The 3135-nt window shown below is 53.6% G+C and carries 2 rRNA genes (1 of these 2 cut by a window edge); both read left to right on the forward strand.

Going from position 1 to position 3135, the window contains the following annotated elements:
- Positions 1 to 2803 (forward strand): 23S ribosomal RNA (locus tag H6F58_RS17825) (it extends 165 nt beyond the left edge of the window).
- Positions 2804 to 2974: 171 nt separating this feature from the next.
- Positions 2975 to 3091: ribosomal RNA gene (rrf, locus tag H6F58_RS17830) — 5S ribosomal RNA — on the forward strand.
- Positions 3092 to 3135: the final 44 nt, after the last annotated feature.

Raw genomic sequence — 3135 nt, forward strand, 5'->3', positions numbered from 1 at the left:
GACATGTACCAGTGCTATCTTGCTGGTGGGATGAGGTGCAGGCGTATAGGTGAATCGGTTGGAATGCCGGACCATAGAGGGTGATAGTCCCGTAGGTGTAATGCGTGTCTGCCGTTCTAGTGTTGATACCCGAGTAGCACGGGGCCCGTGAAACCTTGTGTGAATCTGCCAGGACCACCTGGTAAGCCTGAATACTACTTGATGACCGATAGTGAATCAGTACCGTGAGGGAATGGTGAAAAGTACCCCGGGAGGGGAGTGAAATAGTACCTGAAACCGTGCGCTTACAATCCGTCAGGGCCTGGGACTTGTTCCTGGGTGATGGCGTGCCTTTTGAAGAATGAGCCTGCGAGTTAGTGCTGTGTCGCGAGGTTAACCCGTGTGGGGTAGCCGTAGCGAAAGCGAGTCTGAATAGGGCGTTTGAGTGGCACGGTCTAGACCCGAAGCGAAGTGATCTACCCATGGCCAGGTTGAAGCGCGTGTAAGAGCGTGTGGAGGACCGAACCCACTTCAGTTGAAAATGGAGGGGATGAGCTGTGGGTAGGGGTGAAAGGCCAATCAAACTTCGTGATAGCTGGTTCTCCCCGAAATGCATTTAGGTGCAGCGTTGCGTGTTTCTTGCTGGAGGTAGAGCTACTGGATAGGCGATGGGCCCTACAAGGTTACTGACCTTAGCCAAACTCCGAATGCCGGTAAGTGAGAGCGCAGCAGTGAGACTGTGGGGGATAAGCTTCATAGTCGAGAGGGAAACAGCCCAGAACGCCAACTAAGGCCCCTAAGCGTGTGCTAAGTGGGAAAGGATGTGGAGTTGCTGTGACAACCAGGAGGTTGGCTTAGAAGCAGCCACCCTTGAAAGAGTGCGTAATAGCTCACTGGTCAAGTGATTCCGCGCCGATAATGTAGCGGGGCTCAAGCACACCGCCGAAGTTGCGTCATTCAAATATTAACCTGGTTTCGATTGGGTGTTTGGATGGGTAGGGGAGCGTCGTATAGCGGGTGAAGTCGCGGTGGAAACCAGCGGTGGACGCTATACGAGTGAGAATGCAGGCATGAGTAGCGAATGACGGGTGAGAAACCCGTCCGCCGAATGATCAAGGGTTCCAGGGTTAAGCTAATCTGCCCTGGGTTAGTCGGGGCCTAAGGCGAGGCCGACAGGCGTAGTCGATGGATAACGGGTTGATATTCCCGTACCGGCGAAGGACCGCCCATACTGAGCTGTGGATGCTAACCATGATGGATCATGATTGTTGCAGCCTTCGGGTTGTTGGTTGTGTGATGTGGTGGGAACCGATGCAGTGAGGTCAGCGTATTAACAGGTGTGACGCAGGAAGGTAGCCGAGCCAGGCAATGGAATTGACCTGGTCCAAGGGTGTAGGAAGAGTGGTTGGCAAATCCGCCGCTCATATGTTCTGAGACCTGATAGGCGCCCACTTTGGTGGGTGATTCGGTGATCCTATGCTGCCTAGAAAAGCATCGGCGCGAGGTCCCAGTCCGCCCGTACCCCAAACCGACACAGGTGATCAGGTAGAGAATACTAAGGCGATCGAGAGAATCATGGTTAAGGAACTCGGCAAAATGCCCCCGTAACTTCGGAAGAAGGGGGGCCTGCCTCGTGATCAGCTCTTGCAGTTGTGAGCGGGTGTGGGCCGCAGAGACCAGGGGGAAGCGACTGTTTACTAAAAACACAGGTCCGTGCGAAGTCGCAAGACGATGTATACGGACTGACTCCTGCCCGGTGCTGGAAGGTTAAGAGGACTGGTTAGCCGTAAGGCGAAGCTGAGAATTTAAGCCCCAGTAAACGGCGGTGGTAACTATAACCATCCTAAGGTAGCGAAATTCCTTGTCGGGTAAGTTCCGACCTGCACGAATGGAGTAACGACTTCCCCGCTGTCTCAACCATGAACTCGGCGAAATTGCAGTACGAGTAAAGATGCTCGTTACGCGCAGCAGGACGGAAAGACCCCGAGACCTTTACTATAGTTTGGTATTGGTGTTCGGTGCAGCTTGTGTAGGATAGGTGGGAGACTGTGAAGCTTGGACGCTAGTTCAGGTGGAGTCATCGTTGAAATACCACTCTGGCTGTATCGGTCACCTAACTTCGGACCATGATCTGGTTCAGGGACAGTGCCTGATGGGTAGTTTAACTGGGGCGGTTGCCTCCTAAAATGTAACGGAGGCGCCCAAAGGTTCCCTCAGCCTGGTTGGCAATCAGGTGTCGAGTGTAAGTGCACAAGGGAGCTTGACTGTGAGAGTGACAGCTCGAGCAGGGACGAAAGTCGGGACTAGTGATCCGGCGGCACCTCGTGGAAGGGCCGTCGCTCAACGGATAAAAGGTACCTCGGGGATAACAGGCTGATCTTGCCCAAGAGTCCATATCGACGGCATGGTTTGGCACCTCGATGTCGGCTCGTCGCATCCTGGGGCTGGAGTAGGTCCCAAGGGTTGGGCTGTTCGCCCATTAAAGCGGTACGCGAGCTGGGTTTAGAACGTCGTGAGACAGTTCGGTCCCTATCCGCTGCGCGCGTTGGAAATTTGAGAAGGGCTGTCCTTAGTACGAGAGGACCGGGACGGACTAACCTCTGGTGTGTCAGTTGTACTGCCAAGTGCATCGCTGATTAGCTACGTTGGGAAGGGATAACCGCTGAAAGCATCTAAGCGGGAAGCCTGCTTCGAGATGAGATTTCCATGCACCTTGAGTGTGTGAGGCCCCCAGCTAGACCACTGGGTTGATAGGCAGGATGTGGAAGCAAGGACTGAAGACTTGTGTAGCTGACCTGTACTAATAGGCCGATGACTTTCAACACACAATAAAGCATTATTTGAACTAACAATTTTTCAATGCTGCTCGCGTTCACTATGCGGTTACGAGACAACAACCTCTGAAACCATAAAACTTTTGCAGGTGCAGGGCTTCGGTCCTGGCACTGGAAACACATATGACCAGGAATGGTTGGTTTGTGTGCTTCGTGATTGTTACGGCGGTCATAGCGTGGGGGAAACGCCCGGTCCCATACCGAACCCGGAAGCTAAGGCCCATTGCGCCGATGGTACTGCACTCGTGAGGGTGTGGGAGAGTAGGTCACCGCCGGACTTAACTTGAATAATATGTGGTTTGGGCCCTGACACAGTTTGTGT

Origin of the sequence: Glutamicibacter sp. FBE19 (genome assembly GCF_015524875.1) — a bacterium.
Lineage (GTDB): Bacteria > Actinomycetota > Actinomycetes > Actinomycetales > Micrococcaceae > Glutamicibacter > Glutamicibacter halophytocola.